An 18283-nucleotide genomic window follows, 5' to 3' on the forward strand; every position below is an offset into this window, starting at 1 on the left:
ACCCCTGTGCGCCCCGGCTGCGCACCCCCTTGTCCACGCCCAAGTGCGTCGGGCAAAGAATCCCGCCCCCCTTAGTGGGAAGTCCACAAAGAAACACCGGGAGTCGGTGCCCGTGCCGACAGAGACCTGGACCACACCTCGTGGCTACTGTGCGGTCATGGTTCCCGGCGTACCGTGGTGCCACAAGGGATTTCGCGACTTGAGCAAGCCTCGAATCACACTCCGTGTGGGAAAGCTCACCAGTGGGGACGGGTCGTAGGGCCGTGTCGGTTGTCCCTAAACTCAGCTTGTTTCAAGGAGGGAGCCATCGTGCGCAAGGTGCTCATCGCCAACCGTGGCGAAATTGCTGTCCGTGTTGCCCGAGCCTGCCGGGACGCGGGAATCGGGAGCGTGGCCGTCTACGCAGACCCGGACCGCGACGCTCTGCATGTGCGTGCGGCCGACGAGGCATTCGCTCTGGGCGGTGACACCCCGGCCGCCAGCTATCTGGACATGGCCAAGGTGCTCCAGGCGGCCAAGGACTCCGGGGCGGACGCGATCCACCCGGGTTACGGCTTCCTCTCGGAGAACGCCGAGTTCGCCCAGGCCGTGCTCGACGCCGGTCTGACGTGGATCGGCCCGCCGCCGCAGGCGATCCGGGACCTCGGTGACAAGGTCGCCGCCCGTCACATCGCCCAGCGCGCCGGTGCCCCGCTCGTCGCGGGCACCCCGGACCCGGTCGAGGGTTCCGCCGAGGTCGTCGCCTTCGCGAAGGAGCACGGGCTGCCGATCGCGATCAAGGCCGCCTTCGGCGGTGGCGGACGCGGACTGAAGGTCGCGCGCACGCTGGAGGAGATCCCGGAGCTGTACGACTCCGCGGTCCGCGAGGCCGTCGCCGCGTTCGGGCGCGGTGAGTGCTTCGTGGAGCGCTACCTCGACAAGCCGCGGCACGTGGAGACCCAGTGCCTGGCCGACACCCACGGCAACGTGGTCGTCGTCTCCACCCGTGACTGCTCGCTCCAGCGCCGCCACCAGAAGCTCGTCGAGGAGGCCCCGGCCCCCTTCCTGTCCGAGGCGCAGAACGCGGAGCTGTACGCGGCGTCCAAGGCGATCCTGAAGGAGGCCGGCTACGTCGGCGCCGGCACGGTCGAGTTCCTGGTCGGCGTCGACGGCACGATCTCCTTCCTCGAGGTCAACACCCGCCTCCAGGTCGAGCACCCGGTGACCGAGGAGGTCACCGGCATCGACCTCGTACGCGAGATGTTCCGCATCGCCGACGGCGAGGAGCTCGGCTACGACGACCCGGAGATGCGCGGCCACTCCTTCGAGTTCCGCATCAACGGCGAGGACCCGGGCCGCGGCTTCCTGCCCGCTCCCGGCACCGTCACCGTGTTCGCGCCGCCGACCGGCCCCGGTGTCCGCCTCGACGCGGGTGTGGAGTCCGGCTCGGTCATCGGCCCGGCCTGGGACTCGCTGCTCGCCAAGCTGATCGTGACCGGTGCGACGCGCGAGCAGGCGCTCCAGCGCGCGGCCCGCGCGCTGGCCGAGTTCAACGTCGAGGGCATGGCCACCGCCATTCCCTTCCACCGCGCGGTCGTCGTCGACCCGGCGTTCACCGCCGACCCGTTCCGCATCCACACCCGCTGGATCGAGACGGAGTTCGTCAACGAGATCAAGCCGTTCGCCGCGCCCGCCGACACGGAGGCGGACGAGGAGTCCGGCCGCGAGACGGTCGTCGTCGAGGTCGGCGGCAAGCGCCTGGAGGTCTCGCTGCCCTCGTCGCTGGGCATGAGCCTGGCCCGTACGGGACTCGCGGCGGGCGCCAAGCCCAAGCGCCGTGCGGCGAAGAAGTCCGGCTCGGCCGTCTCCGGCGACACCCTGGCCTCCCCGATGCAGGGCACGATCGTGAAGATCGCGGTGGAAGAGGGCCAGGAGGTCAAGGAGGGCGATCTGATCGTCGTCCTGGAGGCCATGAAGATGGAGCAGCCGCTCAACGCGCACCGCGCGGGCACCATCAAGGGCCTCGCCGCCGAGGTCGGCAGCTCGGTCTCCTCCGGCGCGGTCATCTGCGAGATCAAGGACTGACGCCCGCGGCATCCGTTCCCACCTGTTCCACCGGCGCCCCGCTCATGTCATAGGACGTGACCGGGGCGCCGGTCATTGCGATGCGGGGACCGGGCCCCCAGCGTTGCGGAGGGCACCTCCGGTTACCCGGTGGCATCCTGGACCCCGGAGCGGACACAGGGAGGACTGCGCAATGGCGATCAGTACGGCAGGGACACCGGTCCGCGCGCCGGACCGGCCCATGCGCGCCGACGCGCGCCGCAACTACGACCGGCTGCTCACCGAGGCCCGCGACTCCTTCGCCGAGCACGGCACCGACGCCTCCCTGGAGGACGTCGCGCGACGGGCGGGCGTGGGCATCGGCACCCTGTACCGGCACTTCCCGACGCGGCACGCGCTGATGAGCGCGGTCTTCCAGGAGGCCGTGGCCGCCCTGATCGCCCGCTCCCACGAGCTGGCCGGGGCTCAGGAGCCGTGCACCGGCCTGGTGGAGTGGCTGGGCGCGCTCATCACTCATGCGGGTGAGTACCGGGGGCTGGCCCAGGCACTCATGTCGACGTGCCGGGACGAGACATCGGCCCTGTCGCCGTGCAACGTGCCGTTGCGCGAGGCGGGTTCGGTACTGCTGGCCCGGGCGCAGTCGAGCGGGGCGGTACGGGCCGAGGTGTCCATCGACGACCTGATGCAGCTGACGAACGCGATCGCGCTGGCCGCCGAGCAGTCACCGGACGATCCGGACCTGGCGGAGCGGCTGCTGACACTGACGCTGCGGGGCCTGAGCAGCTCCGGCCCCTCCGGTTCGTCCGGCCTCTCCGAGCCCGCCAGCCCTTCCGCCGGCTGAGGAGCGGGAGTCCGGGGGCAGGGCCCCCGGCTACCGGCGGCGCAGATCCGCCACCCGCGCCCGGTCCCCCTGACCGCCCTGGTCGGCCAGCACCGCCCCCCGCAACTGCTGCGCATGCGTGCGCCGCTGCCCCGGCAGGGGCATGTCGCGGCGGGCGGACCGGCCGGATGGAGGGGAGTCCGTGGAGGACGCTCCCCCCGTGGCACCCGCCACCGCGATCTGCACGCCCTGATCGGCCAGGGCCTGCAACTCCGCGGCTGCCCGGTCGTCGTGCGCGGCCGGTTCGTCCGTCACCAGACGCGTGATGAGATCCGTCGGCACGGTCTGGAACATGGTGTCGGAGCCGAGCTTGGTGTGGTCGGCGAGGACCACCACCTCCCCCGCGGCCTGCACCAGCGCCCGGTCCACGCTCGCGGAGAGCATGTTGGACGTGGAGAGTCCGCGTTCGGCGGTGAGCCCGCTCCCGGACAGGAAGGCGCGCGAGACCCGCAGCCCCTGGAGCGACTGCTCGGCACCACTGCCCACCAGGGCGTAGTTGGAACCGCGCAGGGTGCCCCCGGTCATCACCACTTCCACCCGGTTGGCATGGGCCAACGCCTGGGCGACGAGCAGCGAGTTGGTGACCACGGTCAGACCGGGGACCCGCGCGAGCCGGCGGGCCAGCTCCTGCGTGGTCGTACCGGCGCCGACCACGATGGCCTCGCCCTCTTCGACGAGACCGGCGGCCACGTCGGCGATGGCCGTTTTCTCCGCGGTGGCGAGATGGGATTTCTGCGGAAAGCCGGACTCCCGCGTGAAACCGCCCGGCAAGACCGCACCGCCGTGCCGGCGGTCGAGGAGTCCTTCTGCCTCCAGTGCCCGCACGTCCCGCCGTACGGTCACTTCGGAGGTCTGGACGACGCGGGCGAGCTCACGGAGCGATACCGCCCCGTTGGCACGCACCATTTCGAGGATCAACTGACGACGTTCTGCAGCGAACACAAAACTGACAGTAACGTGACCGCCCGAGCGTTTTCAGCTGTTTGCGCCGAATAACAGAAGTTGTACATACAAGGGGCCGCCAAGTGGTATAGGCGGCCCCGTTGTTGTTCCGTACTGACCGAACGGCGGTCCACAGACCGCCTGACTTGCCAGGGGTTGCCGGGGAATGCCGGTTTACCCGGCAACCCCGGGGCCCGTTACGCCTCGCCCGCCTGCTTCCGGGTGTGCAACTGGCGGGCCACTTCCGCGATCGATCCCGACAGGGACGGATACACAGTGAAGGCGTTTGCGATCTGTTCAACGGTCAGGTTGTTGTCGACCGCGATCGAGATGGGGTGGATCAGCTCGCTCGCCTTCGGCGCGACGACACAGCCGCCGACCACGATGCCGGTGCCGGGCCGGCAGAAGATCTTGACGAAGCCGTCCCGGATGCCCTGCATCTTGGCGCGCGGGTTGCGCAGCAGCGGGAGCTTGACGACACGGGCGTCGATCTTGCCGCCGTCGACGTCGGCCTGGGTGTACCCGACCGTGGCGATCTCGGGGTCGGTGAAGACGTTCGAGGAGACCGTCTTCAGGTTCAGCGGCGCCACCGCGTCGCCGAGGAAGTGGTACATCGCGATCCGGCCCTGCATGGCGGCGACCGAGGCGAGCGCGAAGATCCCGGTGACGTCACCGGCCGCGTAGACGCCCGGCGCGCTGGTGCGGGAGACCTTGTCGGTCCAGATGTGGCCCGAGTCCTTGAGCCGGACCCCGGCCTCCTCCAGGCCCATGCCGGCGCTGTTCGGGATCGCGCCGACCGCCATCAGGCAGTGCGAGCCGGAGATGACCCGGCCGTCGGCGAGGGTCACCTCGACCCGGTCGCCCACCCGCTTGGCGGACTGGGCGCGGGAGCGGGCCATCACGTTCATGCCGCGGCGGCGGAAGACGTCCTCCAGCACGGCCGCCGCGTCCGGGTCCTCGCCCGGCAGCACCCGGTCGCGGGAGGAGACGAGGGTGACGCGGGAGCCGAGGGCCTGGTAGGCGCCGGCGAACTCGGCGCCGGTGACACCGGAGCCGACCACGATGAGCTCCTCGGGGAGCTCGTCGAGGTCGTAGACCTGGGTCCAGTTCAGGATCCGCTCGCCGTCGGGGAGCGCGTCCGGGATCTCCCGGGGGTGGCCGCCGGTGGCGATCAGCACGGCGTCCGCGGTGAGCGTCTCCTCCGTACCGTCGGCCGCCGTGACGACGACCTGGCGGGAGCCGTCGGCGGCCTGGAGGCCCTCCAGACGGCCGCGCCCGCGCATCACCCGTGCGCCGGCACGGGTGACGGAGGCGGTGATGTCGTGGGACTGGGCGAGCGCGAGGCGCTTCACCCGCCGGTTGACCTTGCCCAGGTCGACGCCGACCACCCGCGCCGCCTGCTCCATGTGCGGCGTGTCGTCCGCGACGATGATGCCGAGCTCCTCGTACGAGGAGTCGAAGGTGGTCATCACCTCTGCCGTCGCGATCAGGGTCTTCGAGGGCACGCAGTCGGTGAGCACGGACGCGCCGCCGAGGCCGTCACAGTCGACGACGGTCACCTCCGCGCCGAGCTGGGCGCCCACCAATGCCGCCTCGTACCCGCCGGGTCCGCCGCCGATGATCACGATCCGGGTCACGAAAAGTCCGCCTCGCGTTTCTCGTCCCGCGGCCGTCTGCTGTCCCGGCCGGGGGTCCGGGGGGCCGCCCCGGGGGAATGCAGTACGTACTTCATTGTCCCGCACGCGCCAAGGTGCTTCGCCCCGGGGCCCTCCATACGTGCGCCGGGGCGCCAGGGGCACGGGAAGCGGCCGGTCGGACCGGCGGCGCACGGGGGCCGGCCGGTACGGATCCGGCTCGTCCGGCAGATGATTCCGCAGGGTGGTTCCTCCCAGGAATCGACGCTCCCGGTGCCACCTCCCGTACCCTCGGTCCCATGTCGCTCTACGCCGCGTACGCCGGCAACCTCGACGCGCGGCTGATGACGCGCCGCGCACCGCACTCCCCGCTGCGCGGCACCGGCTGGCTGAACGGCTGGCGGCTGACGTTCGGCGGCGAGCAGATGGGCTGGGAGGGCGCACTGGCCACGGTGGTCGAGGCGCCGCGCTCCCAGGTGTTCGTGGCGCTGTACGACCTGGCGCCGATGGACGAGGACTCCATGGACCGCTGGGAGGGCGTCGGCCTGGACATCTACCGCCGCATGCGGGTCCGGGTGCACACCCTGGACGGCGAGGAACCGGCCTGGATGTACGTGCTGAACGGCTACGAGGGCGGGTTGCCGTCGGCCCGCTACCTGGGCGAGGTGGCCGACGCGGCCGATTCCGCGGGCGCGCCGCACGACTATGTGATGGAACTCCGCAAGCGCCCCTGCTGAGCCCTCGGAACCCGCTCCGAGCTGCCGTTTCCCCTCATCTCCCGCGGCTCGCTGTGGGAACGTACGAACGAACGCGCCCAGACTCTGTACCGGAGCATCTACGCGCGTAGGGATTCAGCGGTTACGCTCATCCGCGTGAACGCATCAGTTATTCCGGACCACATCCAGGGCGACCCCCACGCCGCCGCCGCCGACGCCGCCGCCCGCCTTCGCGAGCTGACCGGTGCCGAGACCCACGACGTCGCCCTCGTGATGGGTTCCGGCTGGGCGCCGGCCGGCGATGCGCTCGGCACTCCGGAGGCCGAGTTCCCGGTCACGGACCTGCCCGGATTCCCCGCCCCCGCGGTCGAGGGCCACGGCGGCACGATCCGCTCGTACCGCATCGGCGAGAAGCGCGTCCTGGTCTTCCTGGGCCGTACGCACTTCTACGAGGGCCGCGGCGTCGCCGCCGTGTCCCACGGGGTGCGCACCGCCGTCGCCGCGGGCTGCGGGACCATCGTGCTGACGAACGGCTGCGGCGGTCTGCGCGAGGGCATGCGCCCGGGACAGCCGGTCCTGATCAGCGACCACATCAACCTCACGGCGGCGTCGCCGATCATCGGCGCCAACTTCGTCGATCTGACCGACCTGTACTCGCCGCGGCTGCGGGCGCTGTGTAAGGAGATCGACGACACCCTCGAAGAGGGCGTGTACGTGCAGTTCCCCGGCCCGCACTACGAGACCCCGGCCGAGATCAACATGGTCCGCGTGATGGGCGGCGACCTCGTCGGCATGTCCACCGTGCTGGAGGCCATCGCGGCCCGCGAGGCGGGCGCGGAGGTCCTGGGCATCTCCCTGGTGACGAACCTGGCGGCGGGGCTGAGCGGGGAGCCGCTGAACCACGAAGAGGTACTGCAGGCGGGGCGCGACTCGGCGACCCGGATGGGGTCGCTGCTGGCGAGGGTCCTGGACCGGATCTGACCGCCTGGGGCACCTTCCCGGGGGCGCCGTCCACGCGCCCCCGGCCGGGGGCCCGCCTTCCGGCCCCGCCGGCTCACGAGGCGCCGGGCCCGGAAGGCGGGCACCCGCGTGCGGCCCCGCCGGCGTTCGGGGCACGGGGGTCCGGGGACAGCGCCCCCGGTTCCGGGAAGGGGCGGGGAGCAGACATGACCCGCCGCAGGCGCAATCCCACCTCCGCCCCCACCAACCCCATACAGACCGCAGGAAGGCGGACACCGTGACGACGACGCAGGACCTCATCGCCCGGGCCAGGACCTGGCTCGCCGAGGACCCCGACCCCGAGACCCGCGACGAGCTCGCCGGGCTCATCGACGCGGAGGACCTCGACGAGCTCGGCGCGCGCTTCGCCGGCACGCTCCAGTTCGGCACCGCCGGACTCCGCGGCGAGATCGGCGCCGGGCCCATGCGGATGAACCGCTCCGTCGTCATCCGCGCCGCCGCCGGGCTCGCCGCGTACCTGAAGGACCAGGGCCAGGACGGCGGCCTCGTCGTCATCGGCTACGACGCCCGCTACAAGTCCACCGACTTCGCCCGGGACACCGCGGCCGTGATGACCGGCGCCGGTCTGCGGGCCGCCGTGCTCCCCCGCCCGCTCCCCACCCCCGTCCTGGCGTACGCCATAAGGCATCTGGGAGCCGTGGCGGGCGTCGAGGTCACCGCCAGCCACAACCCGCCGCGCGACAACGGCTACAAGGTCTACCTCGGCGACGGCTCGCAGATCGTGCCGCCGGCCGACGGCGAGATCGCCGCCGCGATCGCCGCGGTCGGCCCGCTCGACACCGTGCCCCGCCCCGACAGCGGCTGGGAGACCCTCGGCGACGAGGTCCTGGACGCCTATCTGGCGCGTACGGACGCCGTGCTGGCCGACGGTTCGCCGCGCACGGCCCACGTCGTGTACACGGCCATGCACGGGGTCGGCACCTCCGTGCTCACCGCCGCCTTCGACCGCGCCGGCTTCCCCGCCCCGGTCCTCGTCGCCGAACAGGCCGATCCCGACCCCGCGTTCCCCACCGTGGCCTTCCCCAACCCGGAGGAACCCGGCGCGATGGATCTCGCGTTCGCCACCGCGCGCCGCTCGGCCCCGGACCTCGTCATCGCCAACGACCCGGACGCGGACCGCTGTGCCGTCGCCGTCCCGGACACGGCCGCGGAGGGCGGCTGGCGGATGCTGCGTGGCGACGAGGTCGGGGCGCTTCTCGCCGCCCACCTGGTCCGCCGCGGGGTCGGCGGGGTGTTCGCCGAGTCGATCGTGTCCTCGTCCCTCCTGGGCCGGATCGCCGGGAAGGCGGGGCTCGGCTACGAGGAGACGCTGACCGGCTTCAAGTGGATCGCCCGGGTGGACGGTCTGCGGTACGGCTACGAGGAGGCGCTCGGCTACTGCGTCGACCCGGACGGCGTCCGCGACAAGGACGGCATCACGGCCGCGCTGCTGGTCGCCGAACTCGCCTCCGTGCTCAAGGAGCAGGGCCGCACCCTCCTCGACCTGCTGGACGACCTCGCGGTCGAGCACGGGCTGCACGCCACCGACCAGCTGTCGGTGCGGGTCGAGGACCTGTCCGTCATCACGGACGCCATGCGCCGCCTGCGCGAGCAGCCGCCGGCCGCCCTCGCGGGCCTCGCCGTCACCTCGGCCGAGGACCTGTCGCACGGCACGAAGCTGCTGCCGCCCACGGACGGACTGCGCTATCAGCTGGAAGGCGCCCGGGTGATCGTCCGCCCGAGCGGCACCGAGCCGAAGCTCAAGTGCTATCTGGAGGTAGTGGTCCCGGTCGGCTCGGCGGACGAGCTGCCCGCGGCCCGGACGAAGGGCGCGGAGCTGCTGGCCGGCATCAAGCGGGACCTGGCGGCCGCGGCCGGGATCTGACGAACCCGGCTCCGGCTGGCACAGGCATCGGGCCGGGTGCCGGCATCGAGTGCTGACCTCACCCATGCGGACGCCCCCGGCCGGTACTCCACCCGGCCGGGGGCGCTTCGGTCGTACGCCCGGCGGCCGTCAGCCGACGAGGAGCAGCACCACCAGCAGCACGGCGCCCACGGCGGCCGGTGCGATCACCTCGTACGCCCAGCGGACCGACGGGGCGGCGCCCTCGGCGGCGGGCCGGTCGCCCGCGCGCTCGGCGAGCTGCCGCAGATCGCTCATCGTCTGGTCGGCGACCGCCGCCCGCGCCTTCGTGTCGCGCACGTCGGCGGTGGCGGACGTCCGGCCGTACGGATCGTCGGCCGCCTGCCGGGACTGGTGGCGGGCGGCCTTCTTGCGCTGCCGCAGCGACACCGGGATCGCGTAGAGCTGGTACTTCGCGCCGCCCTCGGTGAAGATCTCGCTCGAGTACCCGGCGCGGACGTCCTTGACCTCGGTCCACGGCAGCGTGATCGTCCGGAACGGATTGCGGATCCGGATGCGCTGTTCGTTGGCGGACACCACAGGCCGCAGGGTGAAGGCGATCACCAGCGGCACCACGGCCAGCAGGGCCGCCAGCGCCAGCCACGGCACAGTGCCCTCGCCCTGGATGACGGCGTCCACGCCGATCCAGCCGACGAGCACAAGCAGCAGGACACCCCCGATCAGCCCGGCGGGCGACCGGAACGTCCGGTCGGCGTAGGTGGGCTCGGAGGGCGGTGTGGGGCTCGTCATGAGCCCGATTCTGCCTGACGGGCGCGGCGAACGCGGGGGCGGCCACCCGGACACGCGTGCGGACCGGGCGGGGCGGGTCCCGGACCAGCGTGCGGACTCCAGCGGGCCGGGCACCTGACAGGCGTACGGAGCCCGGGGCCCAGAACACCCGACACGCGTTCGCATCCGCCGTGTCTGGCGCGCGATACGCGTCCGACCTGGGCCCCTGTACAGGTCGCTACGCGCGTAGATATGCTCATGTGGTGACCATGCCCACCACTGCTCCCGCATTCGCCGACGCGACGGCGTCCGACAGTGCGCTGCGCCGCTTCCTGCACGGGCTGCCCGGCGTCGACGCCGTCGGCCTCGAAGCGCGCGCCGCCTCGCTCGGAACCCGTTCGATCAAGACGACGGCCAAGGCGTACGCCATCGACCTCGCCATTTCGATGATCGACCTGACGACGCTGGAAGGCTCGGACACTCCGGGCAAGGTCCGCGCGCTCGCCGCCAAGGCCGTCCATCCCGATCCCACCGACCGCACGACCCCGCGCACCGCGGCGGTCTGCGTCTACCCCGACATGGCGGCGACCGCGGTGGCCGCCCTGGCCGGTTCCGGCGTGAAGGTGGCGTCCGTCGCCACGGCCTTCCCCGCCGGGCGCGCCGCGCTCGACGTGAAGCTCGCGGACGTCCGGGACGCCGTGGCCGCCGGGGCCGACGAGATCGACATGGTGATCGACCGCGGCGCCTTCCTCTCCGGCCGCTATCTGAAGGTGTACGAGGAGATCCTCGCCGTGAAGGCCGAGTGCGGCTCCGCGCGCCTGAAGGTGATCTTCGAGACCGGCGAGCTGTCCACGTACGACAACATCCGGCGGGCCTCCTGGCTCGGCATGCTGGCGGGCGCGGACTTCATCAAGACGTCGACCGGCAAGGTCGGCGTCAACGCCACACCCGCGAACACCCTGCTGATGCTGGAGGCGGTGCGCGACTTCCGTGCGCAGACCGGCATCCAGATCGGCGTGAAGCCGGCCGGCGGCATCCGCACCTCCAAGGACGCCCTCAAGTTCCTGGTGCTGGTGAACGAGACGGCGGGCGAGGACTGGCTGGACAACCACTGGTTCCGCTTCGGCGCCTCCAGCCTGCTGAACGACCTGCTGATGCAGCGCCAGAAGCTCAGCACCGGCCGTTACTCCGGCCCCGATTACGTGACGGTGGACTGATTCCCATGGCATCTGCATTCGAGTACGCACCGGCGCCGGAATCCCGTTCCGTCGTCGACATCGCCCCCTCGTACGGCCTGTTCATCGACGGCGAGTTCACCGACGCCGCCGACGGCCAGGTCTTCAAGACGGTCAGCCCGTCGTCCGAGGAGGTGCTCTCCGAGGTCGCGCGGGCAGGCGCCGCGGACGTGGACCGGGCCGTGCAGGCGGCCCGCCGGGCGTTCGGGAAGTGGTCGGCACTGCCCGGCTCCGAGCGCGCCAAGTACCTGTTCCGGATCGCCCGGATCATCCAGGAGCGCAGCCGCGAGCTCGCCGTTCTCGAAACCCTCGACAACGGAAAGCCGATCAAGGAGACCCGCGACGCGGACCTCCCGCTGGTCGCCGCGCACTTCTTCTACTACGCGGGCTGGGCCGACAAGCTGGACCACGCGGGCTACGGCGCGAACCCGCGCCCGCTGGGCGTCGCCGGCCAGATCATCCCGTGGAACTTCCCGCTGCTGATGCTCGCGTGGAAGATCGCCCCGGCGCTCGCCACCGGCAACACGGTGGTGCTGAAGCCGGCCGAGACGACCCCGCTCTCCGCCCTCTTCTTCGCCGACATCTGCCGCCAGGCCGGGCTGCCCAAGGGCGTCGTCAACATCCTGACGGGCTACGGGGACGCGGGCTCGGCCCTCGTCGAGCACCCGGACATCAACAAGATCGCCTTCACCGGATCGACCGCCGTCGGCAAGGCCATCGCCCGCCAGATCGCGGGCACGGACAAGAAGGCCACGCTGGAGCTGGGCGGCAAGGGCGCCAACATCGTCTTCGACGACGCCCCGATCGACCAGGCCGTCGAGGGCATCGTCACCGGCATCTTCTTCAACCAGGGCCAGGTCTGCTGCGCGGGCTCGCGACTCCTCGTCCAGGAGTCCGTCGAGGACGAACTGCTGGACTCGCTCAAGCGCCGCCTGTCCACGCTGCGCCTCGGCGACCCGCTGGACAAGAACACCGACATCGGCGCGATCAACTCCGAGGAGCAGCTCTCCCGGATCACCGCGCTCGTCGAGACGGGCGAGGCCGAGGGCGCGGACCGCTGGTCGGCGCCGTGCGAGCTGCCGTCCGCCGGCTACTGGTTCGCCCCGACGCTGTTCACCGGCGTCACCCAGGCGCACACCGTCGCCCGCGACGAGATCTTCGGCCCGGTCCTGTCCGTGCTGAGCTTCCGTACGCCGGACGAGGCGGTCGCCAAGGCCAACAACAGTCAGTACGGCCTCTCGGCCGGCATCTGGACGGAGAAGGGCTCCCGCATCCTCGCGGTGGCGAACAGGCTCCGGGCGGGCGTCGTCTGGGCCAACACGTTCAACAAGTTCGACCCGACCTCGCCGTTCGGCGGTTACAAGGAGTCGGGCTTCGGCCGCGAAGGCGGCCGTCACGGCCTGGAGGCGTACCTCGATGTCTGAGCGCAGTGACCGACTGAGCGTCTTCAAGACCTACAAGCTGTACGTCGGGGGCAAGTTCCCCCGCTCCGAGAGCGGCCGGGTGTACGAGGTGACGGACTCGAAGGGCAAGTGGCTGGCGAACGCGCCCCAGTCCTCCCGCAAGGACGCGCGGGACGCCGTCGTGGCGGCGCGCAAGGCGTTCGGCGGCTGGTCCGGCGCGACCGCGTACAACCGCGGCCAGATCCTCTACCGCGTCGCGGAGATGCTGGAGGGCCGTCGGGACCAGTTCGTCCGCGAGGTGGCGGAGGCCGAGGGACTGTCGAAGTCCAAGGCGGCGGCCGTCGTGGACGCGGCGGTCGACCGCTGGGTCTGGTACGCGGGCTGGACGGACAAGATCGCCCAGATCGTGGGCGGGGCCAACCCGGTCGCGGGACCGTTCTTCAACCTCTCGACCCCGGAGCCGACCGGCGTCGTGACCGTCGTCGCGCCGCAGGAGTCCTCGTTCCTGGGCCTGGTCTCGGTGCTCGCGCCCGTGATCGCGACCGGCAACACGGCGGTCGTCGTGGCCTCGGCCGCGTCGCCGCTGCCCGCGCTCTCGCTGGGCGAGGTGCTGGCCACCTCGGACCTGCCGGGCGGCGTGGTCAACATCCTGTCGGGGAGGACGGCGGAGATCGCCGCGCCGCTCGCCTCCCACCAGGACGTGAACGGCATCGACCTGACGGGCGCCGACGCGGATCTGGCGAAGGAGCTGGAGATCGCGGCGGCCGACAACCTGAAGCGCGTCTCGCGTCCACAGGCTGTGGACGGTGACGCCGACTGGTCGGCCGATCCCGGTACGCGCCGGCTGACGGCGTTCCTGGAGACCAAGACCGTCTGGCACCCGACGGGCGCGCTGGGCGTGTCGGGCTCCTCGTACTGACGCGCGCACCGGGTGTGGCCCGTGCCCCGGGGTCCCGGGGCACGGGCCACGTCCGCGTCAGCCGTGCAGCAGGCCCGTGACCCGACCCACCACGGGCAGGTCCTTCAGCGCGCCGCCGCTGGTCAACGGGTCGGTGACCAGCGCGGTGGAGACCGGCTTGAAGTCGGCGATCTGCGTCCCCACCGCGTTGTCCAGCGGGTCGGTACCCGTGCCGGCCAGCGGGTCGAGACGCAGATGCGTCACGGGCGCGACGCTGTTGCCCAGCGAGTGCCCGAGTGCGCCGGTGACCGCACCGCCGGCCGCCTCGCTCGCCTCGGCGAGGCTGGTGTCCGTGCCCGACGCCTGCACGAGAGGCAGCGGGGCCGCCTGGGCCGCCGCACCCCCCGCACCGAGCGCGGCGCCCACCGCGGTGACGGTCAGACCTGCCCGCAGCAGAGTGCGGCGCCGGGACTTGGAAAGTGCGTGACGTGCCATGAAGTTCCCACCTGATCGGGCCGATTCGAACCATCAATCGAGTAATCGGTTGAGTGCACAGAGTAGTTGAGGTGTGATGCCGGATACCAACAGGACCTCCGGGGATCCCCTGTGCGGGTCAATGCCTCACACTTGTGTTCTGTGAGTTCCCAAGCGATTTCGACCCGTGTCGTCCTGCTGGCGGGCCCCTCGGGCTCCGGCAAGTCCTCCCTGGCCGCCCGTACCGGTCTTCCGGTGCTGCGGCTGGACGACTTCTACAAGGAAGCAGGCGACCCCACGCTGCCGCTCGTCACCGGCAGCACGGACATCGACTGGGACTCCGCCCTGTCCTGGGACGCCGACGCGGCGGTCGCCGCGATCACGGAACTGTGCCGCACCGGACGGACCGACGTCCCGGTGTACGACATCGCGACCAGCTCCCGTACGGGACACGAGGGCTTCCACATCGAGCGCACGCCGCTCTTCGTGGCCGAGGGGATCTTCGCAGCGGACATCGTGGAGCGGTGTCAGTCCCTGGGCCTCCTGGCGGACGCCCTGTGCCTGCGCGGCCGCCCGTCGACCACGTTCCGCCGCCGGCTGCTGCGGGACCTTCGCGAAGGCCGCAAGTCCGTGCCGTTCCTGCTGCGTCGGGGCTGGCGGCTGATGCGCGCCGAGCGCCGCATCGTGGCGCGCCAGACGGAGCTGGGGGCGTACCCCTGCGGCAAGGCCGAGGCCCTCGGCCGCCTGGCCGCCGCCGCGGCCGGCAGGTGCCGCACGCCTGCGCCCGCGCCCGCGCCCGCGGTGATCCCCGCCGGCGACTGAAGCGCCGAGCCCGGGGGCGATTCAAGCGCTTCCGGCGATTGAGGAGCGGGGGTGGGGGGGGGGGGGGCCGCCCCGCCGCCCCCCCCCCCCCCCCCCCCCCCCCCCCCCCCCCCCCGCCCCCCGCCCCCCCCCCCCGCCCCCCCCCGCCCCCCCGCCCCCCCCCCCCCCCCCCCGCGGGGGGGGGGGGGGGGGGGGGGGGGGGCGCGGGGGGCGCGGGCTTTGGGGGGGGGGGGGGGGGGGCCCCCCCCCCCCCACCCCCGCTCCTCATCGACCCCGCGCAAACGCCGAAGGGCCGGACGGGACCCCCCGGCCCGTCCGACCCCTCGACTTCCCCCGTACACCGCCGCCTCCCCCGAAGCGACGACCCCGTACCCCGTTCCCCCCGCTGCCTCAGGCCACCAGCTCGCCGAAGGACTCCTCCTCGTCACGGCCGAAGCTGAGGACCTCGTCCTCGCGCAGCCGGCGGAGCGACCGCCAGATGCTGGACTTCACCGTGCCGACACTGATGTCGAGGATGGACGCGATCTCCGGGTCCGTGCGGCCCTCGTAGTAGCGCAGGACCAGCATCGTGCGCTGCGTCTCGGGCAGTCGCGCCAGCGCCTGCCAGAGCACGGCGCGCAGCTCCGTACCGCGCATCGCGTCCGTGTCGCCCACCGTCTCCGGCAGCTCCTCGGTCGGGTATTCGTTCAGCTTGCGCCTGCGCCAGGCGCTGATGTGCAGGTTGGTCATGGTGCGGCGCAGATATCCGCCGACCGCCGCCTTGTCGCTGATCCGGTCCCATGCCCGGTACGTCGAGAAGAGGGCGCTCTGCAGCAGGTCCTCGGCCTCGAACCGGTCACCGGTCAGGTGGTAGGCGGTGGCGTACAGGGAGGCGCGGCGCTCCCGGACGTAGGCCGTGAACGCCGCTTCGGCGTCCTCGGTCCGCGCCGGGGTCTTCCGCTCCCCCGTGACCTCCCCGTACGTGCTTCCCCCGTTGCCCGCCCCCGTGGCGGCAGGCGCGTCGACCACCGTCATGTACGACGGGTGCTGACGCCCGGCGCCTCGAACGCACCCCCGCCCGTTCACTGCGGCGCCGGACTTCTCGGTGTTCCGCCCGACGTCGTGGAGACGCGTGACAACTGCGCTCGTGGTGATGCTGTGCGTTGCGTTCATCTCGCGCCCCCCGTCGGTGGAGTCCGTCCGTTCCTTGTGTCAACGAGCTTGCCGGGGCGATTTCATGGCCCTGTCCGCCGACTGTCACAGACCTGTCACAGGGCCCGGCGAGGACGTGATTCGGGGCCGCCGGATGCTTGAGAGGGGACCAACTGTCGAACTGGGGCACCCCCATGGGTCAGAATGACCAACGTGCCTTTCCTGTTGCTGATCGAGGACGACGACGCCATCCGCACGGCCCTCGAACTCTCGCTGTCTCGCCAGGGCCACCGTGTGGCCACCGCGGCGACGGGAGAGGACGGCCTCAACCTGCTGCGCGAGCAGCGGCCCGACCTGGTCGTGCTGGATGTGATGCTGCCCGGGATCGACGGTTTCGAGGTGTGCCGGCGCATCCGGCGCACCGACCAGCTGCCGATCATCCTGCTGACCGCACGGAGCGACGACATCGACGTCGTGGTCGGTCTGGAGTCCGGTGCCGACGACTACGTGGTGAAACCCGTCCAGGGCCGGGTGCTCGACGCCCGGATCCGCGCGGTGCTGCGCCGCGGGGAGCGCGAGTCCACCGACTCCGCCACGTTCGGCAGCGTGGTGATCGACCGGTCCGCCATGACCGTGACCAAGAACGGGGAGGACCTGCAGCTCACGCCGACCGAGCTGCGCCTCCTCCTGGAGCTGAGCCGCCGGCCGGGCCAGGCCCTGTCCCGGCAGCAGCTGCTGCGCCTCGTGTGGGAGCACGACTACCTCGGCGACTCCCGGCTGGTGGACGCCTGCGTCCAGCGGCTGCGCGCGAAGGTGGAGGACGTGCCGTCCTCGCCGACCCTGATCCGTACCGTGCGGGGCGTGGGATACCGGCTGGACTCGCCGCAGTGAGCACGGCTGTGCGGCGGAGTCTGCTCGCCGGGCTCCGCTGGACCAGCCTGCGGCTGCGGCTCGTCATCGTGTTCGCGCTGGTCGCGCTGGTCGCCGCGGTGTCCGCGTCCGGGATCGCGTACTGGCTGAACCGCGAGGCGGTGCTGACCCGTACGCAGGACTCCGCGCTCGGGGACTTCCGGCAGGAGATGCAGGGCCGCGCGGCCTCGCTGCCGCTGAAGCCCACCAAGGAGGACCTGCAGACCGCCGCCGTGCAGATGGCGAGCAGCAGCCCCGGCTACAGCGTGCTGCTGATCGACGAGCGCGATCCGGGCAAGCCGATCGTCGGCAACTCCGACCTGGACACCTTCACCCGCGACAACGTGCCGGTGTCGCTGCAGGAGCAGGTCGACAGGAAGCAGCCGGTCAAGGCGGGCAACAAGTACGAGTACCACCTGTTCTGGCAGCGGACGTCGATCCGCGGCACGCCGTATCTCGTCGCCGGTACGAAGATCATCGGTGGTGGTCCGACGGGCTACATGCTCAAGTCGCTCGACCAGGAACGGCAGGACCTCAACTCCCTTGCCTGGTCACTGGGAATCGCCACCGCCCTGGCCCTCGTCGGCTCCGCCCTGCTGGCCCAGGCCGCGGCGACGACCGTGCTGCGGCCCGTACAGCGGCTCGGCGACGCGGCGCGCAAGCTCGGTGAGGGCAAGCTCGACACCCGGCTCACGGTGTCCGGCACCGATGAACTGGCCGATCTCTCCAGGACGTTCAACAGAACGGCGAGCTCCCTGGAGAAGAAGGTCGCGGACATGAGCGCGCGGGAGGAGTCCAGCCGCCGCTTCGTCGCCGACATGTCGCACGAACTGCGCACCCCGCTCACCGCGATCACCGCGGTCGCCGAGGTGCTGGAGGACGAGGCCGACAGCCTCGACCCGATGATCGCGCCCGCCGTGCACCTGGTGGTCAGCGAGACCCGGCGCCTGAACGACCTGGTGGAGAACCTGATGGAGGTCACCCGCTTCGACGCGGGCACGGCCCGTCTGGTCCTCGACACCGTCGACGTGGCCGACCAGGTGACCGCCTGCATCGACGCCCGGGCCTGGCTGGACGCGGTGGACCTGGACGCCGAGCGCGGGATGATGGTCCGCCTCGACCCGCGCCGGCTCGACGTGATCCTGGCCAATCTGATCGGCAACGCGCTGAAGCACGGCGGTTCGCCGGTTCGGGTCGCTGTCCGGACCGAGGGCGAGGACCTCGTCATCGAGGTACGCGACCACGGCCCCGGCATCCCCGAGGACGTGCTGCCGCACGTCTTCGACCGCTTCTACAAGGCGAGCGCCTCCCGCCCCCGCTCGGAGGGCAGCGGCCTGGGGCTCTCGATCGCCATGGAGAACGCGCACATCCACGGCGGCGACATCACCGCCGCGAACTCGCCGGACGGCGACGGCGCGATATTCGTCCTGCGCCTGCCGCGCGACGCGGAGGCGCTGAACCGCACCACCGAAGGACATGGCGCGGAGATCCCCGACCAGGAGGACGACGCCACGTGACACCCACCGGACGCCGGGGCAGCCACCCCACCGGACGCGGGGCAAACC

The 18283-nt window shown here is 71.8% G+C and carries 16 protein-coding genes; 11 read left to right on the forward strand and 5 right to left on the reverse strand.

Features of this window, described 5'->3' with window-relative positions; all coding sequences use genetic code 11:
• Window positions 1-309 precede the first annotated feature (309 nt).
• A complete protein-coding gene (locus tag ACIQMX_RS02925; RefSeq protein WP_402474545.1) occupies window positions 310-2064 on the forward strand; it encodes an acetyl/propionyl/methylcrotonyl-CoA carboxylase subunit alpha in 1755 nt (584 codons plus the stop codon).
• A 172-nt stretch (window positions 2065-2236) separates the two neighbouring features.
• On the forward strand, window positions 2237-2884 hold the full coding sequence (locus ACIQMX_RS02930; RefSeq protein ID WP_402474546.1) for a TetR/AcrR family transcriptional regulator: 648 nt from the start codon (window positions 2237-2239) through the stop codon (window positions 2882-2884).
• Window positions 2885-2914: 30 nt separating this feature from the next.
• Here ACIQMX_RS02930 and ACIQMX_RS02935 read toward each other — a convergent pair whose 3' ends face one another.
• Window positions 2915-3865, reverse strand: a complete 951-nt coding sequence (locus ACIQMX_RS02935; RefSeq protein ID WP_363072649.1) for a DeoR/GlpR family DNA-binding transcription regulator — start codon at window positions 3863-3865, stop codon at window positions 2915-2917.
• A 197-nt stretch (window positions 3866-4062) separates the two neighbouring features.
• The gene (locus ACIQMX_RS02940) at window positions 4063-5502 is read right to left on the reverse strand and encodes an NAD(P)H-quinone dehydrogenase (protein ID WP_363072651.1); all 1440 of its coding nucleotides are present in this window, start codon (window positions 5500-5502) and stop codon (window positions 4063-4065) included.
• Window positions 5503-5798: 296 nt separating this feature from the next.
• Between ACIQMX_RS02940 and ACIQMX_RS02945 the strand changes: the two genes are divergently transcribed.
• The 3 genes from ACIQMX_RS02945 (at window position 5799) to ACIQMX_RS02955 (ending at window position 9099) form a co-directional block, all read left to right on the forward strand.
• Window positions 5799-6236 (forward strand): gamma-glutamylcyclotransferase, encoded by a 438-nt coding sequence (locus ACIQMX_RS02945; RefSeq protein ID WP_136327705.1) that lies wholly within the window; start codon window positions 5799-5801, stop codon window positions 6234-6236.
• Between the two features lie 135 nt (window positions 6237-6371).
• The gene (locus tag ACIQMX_RS02950) at window positions 6372-7196 is read left to right on the forward strand and encodes a purine-nucleoside phosphorylase (RefSeq protein WP_363072653.1); all 825 of its coding nucleotides are present in this window, start codon (window positions 6372-6374) and stop codon (window positions 7194-7196) included.
• A gap of 256 nt (window positions 7197-7452) precedes the next feature.
• A complete protein-coding gene (locus ACIQMX_RS02955) occupies window positions 7453-9099 on the forward strand; it encodes a phospho-sugar mutase (RefSeq protein ID WP_363072655.1) in 1647 nt (548 codons plus the stop codon).
• 129 nt (window positions 9100-9228) lie between these two features.
• Here ACIQMX_RS02955 and ACIQMX_RS02960 read toward each other — a convergent pair whose 3' ends face one another.
• Complete coding sequence (locus ACIQMX_RS02960) at window positions 9229-9867, reverse strand: PH domain-containing protein (protein ID WP_363072657.1); 639 nt, start codon at window positions 9865-9867, stop codon at window positions 9229-9231.
• Between the two features lie 248 nt (window positions 9868-10115).
• Between ACIQMX_RS02960 and deoC the strand changes: the two genes are divergently transcribed.
• Genes deoC through ACIQMX_RS02975 form a run of 3 tightly spaced genes read left to right on the forward strand, consistent with a single transcriptional unit; the run spans window position 10116 to window position 13403 of the window.
• The gene (gene deoC, locus ACIQMX_RS02965; RefSeq protein ID WP_363072846.1) at window positions 10116-11063 is read left to right on the forward strand and encodes a deoxyribose-phosphate aldolase; all 948 of its coding nucleotides are present in this window, start codon (window positions 10116-10118) and stop codon (window positions 11061-11063) included.
• 5 nt (window positions 11064-11068) lie between these two features.
• A complete protein-coding gene (locus tag ACIQMX_RS02970) occupies window positions 11069-12505 on the forward strand; it encodes an aldehyde dehydrogenase family protein (protein WP_402474549.1) in 1437 nt (478 codons plus the stop codon).
• Window positions 12498-13403 (forward strand): aldehyde dehydrogenase family protein, encoded by a 906-nt coding sequence (locus ACIQMX_RS02975; RefSeq protein WP_402474551.1) that lies wholly within the window; start codon window positions 12498-12500, stop codon window positions 13401-13403. Before ACIQMX_RS02970 ends, ACIQMX_RS02975 begins: the two co-directional genes overlap by 8 nt.
• 57 nt (window positions 13404-13460) lie before the next feature.
• On the opposite strand, the gene ACIQMX_RS02980 is transcribed toward ACIQMX_RS02975, so the two are convergent.
• Window positions 13461-13877 carry a hypothetical protein gene (locus ACIQMX_RS02980; protein WP_363072663.1) on the reverse strand — a complete coding sequence of 139 codons (417 nt, stop codon included), beginning with the start codon at window positions 13875-13877 and terminating at the stop codon, window positions 13461-13463.
• Window positions 13878-14018: 141 nt separating this feature from the next.
• Here ACIQMX_RS02980 and ACIQMX_RS02985 point away from each other — a divergent pair, with 141 nt between their 5' ends.
• Window positions 14019-14678, forward strand: a complete 660-nt coding sequence (locus ACIQMX_RS02985) for a uridine kinase (protein ID WP_402474553.1) — start codon at window positions 14019-14021, stop codon at window positions 14676-14678.
• A gap of 390 nt (window positions 14679-15068) precedes the next feature.
• On the opposite strand, the gene ACIQMX_RS02990 is transcribed toward ACIQMX_RS02985, so the two are convergent.
• Window positions 15069-15830: a SigE family RNA polymerase sigma factor gene (locus ACIQMX_RS02990; protein ID WP_402474555.1), complete on the reverse strand. Its 762-nt coding sequence runs from the start codon at window positions 15828-15830 to the stop codon at window positions 15069-15071.
• 192 nt (window positions 15831-16022) lie between these two features.
• Between ACIQMX_RS02990 and afsQ1 the strand changes: the two genes are divergently transcribed.
• A complete protein-coding gene (gene afsQ1, locus ACIQMX_RS02995) occupies window positions 16023-16700 on the forward strand; it encodes a two-component system response regulator AfsQ1 (protein WP_185095372.1) in 678 nt (225 codons plus the stop codon).
• Entirely contained in the window at window positions 16697-18235 is a 1539-nt protein-coding gene (locus ACIQMX_RS03000; protein WP_363072669.1) for a HAMP domain-containing sensor histidine kinase, read from the forward strand. Before afsQ1 ends, ACIQMX_RS03000 begins: the two co-directional genes overlap by 4 nt.
• The last annotated feature ends 48 nt before the right edge of the window (window positions 18236-18283 follow it).

The organism is Streptomyces sp. NPDC091416 (assembly GCF_044756845.1).
GTDB lineage: Bacteria > Actinomycetota > Actinomycetes > Streptomycetales > Streptomycetaceae > Streptomyces.